At 67.0% G+C, this 1,849-nt stretch carries 2 protein-coding genes; both read right to left on the bottom strand.

All coding sequences use genetic code 11. From position 1 onward, the window contains the following. On the bottom strand, positions 1–864 hold an 864-nt coding region (locus ACIRPX_RS45880), incomplete at its 3' end, for an alpha-amylase family glycosyl hydrolase (RefSeq protein WP_404206130.1). After that, a partial coding sequence (locus ACIRPX_RS45875; RefSeq protein ID WP_404206129.1) for an alpha amylase C-terminal domain-containing protein occupies positions 861–1,849 on the bottom strand: 989 nt, incomplete at its 5' end. The genes ACIRPX_RS45880 and ACIRPX_RS45875, both read right to left, overlap by 4 nt.

Genomic DNA, 1,849 nt, shown 5'->3' with positions numbered 1-1,849 from the left:
GAAGTGGAAGGCCATGTGGCACTCGTCGCCACCGCTCTCGAAGTCGCCGAAGTAGTCGACGACGTCCTCCGGCCACTGGTTGGCCTCCGCCAGCACCACCGTGTCCGGGTAGCCGGCGTCGATCTCCTTGCGCACCCGCTTGAGGAACTCGTGGGTGGCCGGGAGGTTCTCGCAGTTGGTGCCCTCCTCCTGGTAGAGGTACGGCACGGCGTCCAGGCGGAAGCCGTCGATGCCGAGGTCCAGCCAGAAGCGCAGGGCGGAGATCATCTCCTCCTGGACCGCCGGGTTCTCGTAGTTGAGGTCCGGCTGGTGGGAGAAGAAGCGGTGCCAGTAGTACTGCTTGCGGACCGGGTCGAAGGTCCAGTTGGACGCCTCGGTGTCGACGAAGATGATCCGCGCGTCCGCGAACTGCTTGTCGTCGTCGGCCCAGACGTAGTAGTCGCCGTAGGGTCCGTCCGGGTCCTTTCGCGACTCCTGGAACCACGGGTGCTGGTCGCTGGTGTGGTTCATGACGAAGTCGATGATGACGCGCATGCCGCGCTGGTGGGCGGCGTCGACGAACTCCACGAAGTCGGCGAGGTCGCCGAACTCGGGCAGGACGGCCGTGTAGTCGGAGACGTCGTAACCGCCGTCCCGGAGGGGGGACTTGAAGAAGGGGGGCAGCCACAGGCAGTCGACGCCGAGCCATTGCAGGTAGTCGAGCTTGGCGGTGATGCCCTTGAGGTCGCCGACGCCGTCGCCGTTGCTGTCCTGGAAGGAGCGGACGAGGACCTCGTAGAAGACCGCGCGCTTGAACCAGTCCGGGTCCCGGTCCTTCGCGGGAGTGTTCTCGAAGGTGTCCGGGACGGGTTCGTTGACGATCATGAGGTGGGTGACCCTCCGATCTGCGGGGTGGACGGTCGCAGGACGGTGAACACGTGCGCGGGGCGGATGCCCGGTTCGAGGCGTACGTAGTTGGTCCTGCCCCAGTGGTAGGTCTCGCCGGTGAGTTCGTCACGCACCGGCACCGACTCGTGCCATTCCAGGCCGAGTTGCGGCATGTCCAACGAGACCGTCGCCTCCTGGGTGTGGTGGGGGTCGAGGTTGGCGACCACCAGAACCGTGTTCGATCCGCTCCGCCTGGAGTACGCGATGACCGCTTCCTTGTCCGCCTGGTGGAAGTGGAGGCCGCGCAGCCGGCGGAGTGCGGGACTCGCCCGCCTCACGGCGTTGAGCCGGGTGATGAGGGGGGCGATGGTGCGGCCCTCGCGTTCGGCGGCTGCCCAGTCGCGGGGGCGCAGCTGGTACTTCTCGGAGTCGAGGTATTCCTCGCTGCCGTCGCGCAGGGGGGTGTTCTCGCACAGTTCGTAGCCGGAGTAGACGCCCCAGGTGGGGGAGAGGGTGGCGGCCAGCACGGCGCGGACCTCGAAGGCGGGCCGGCCGCCGCGCTGGAGGTAGGCGTGCAGGATGTCGGGGGTGTTGACGAAGAAGTTGGGCCGCATGTAGGCGGCCGCCTCGCCGGACAGTTCGGTGCAGTAGTCGGTCAGTTCCTGCTTGGAGGTGCGCCAGGTGAAGTAGGTGTAGGACTGCTGGAAGCCGATCTGGGCCAGGGTGTGCATCATGGCCGGGCGGGTGAAGGCCTCGGCCAGGAAGATGACGTCGGGGTCGGTGGTGTTGATGTCGGCGAGCACCCGCTGCCAGAAGGCGACCGGTTTGGTGTGCGGGTTGTCCACCCGGAAGATCCGCACTCCCAGGTCCATCCACAGCCGCAGGACCCGCAGGGTCTCGGTGACCAGGCCCTCCAGGTCGGCGTCGAAGGCGATCGGGTAGATGTCCTGGTACTTCTTGGGCGGGTTCTCGGCGTAGGCGA

It is taken from the genome of Streptomyces sp. NPDC101225 (assembly GCF_044767585.1).
Classification (GTDB): domain Bacteria; phylum Actinomycetota; class Actinomycetes; order Streptomycetales; family Streptomycetaceae; genus Streptomyces.
This window is presented reverse-complemented; position numbering and strand designations above follow the sequence as displayed.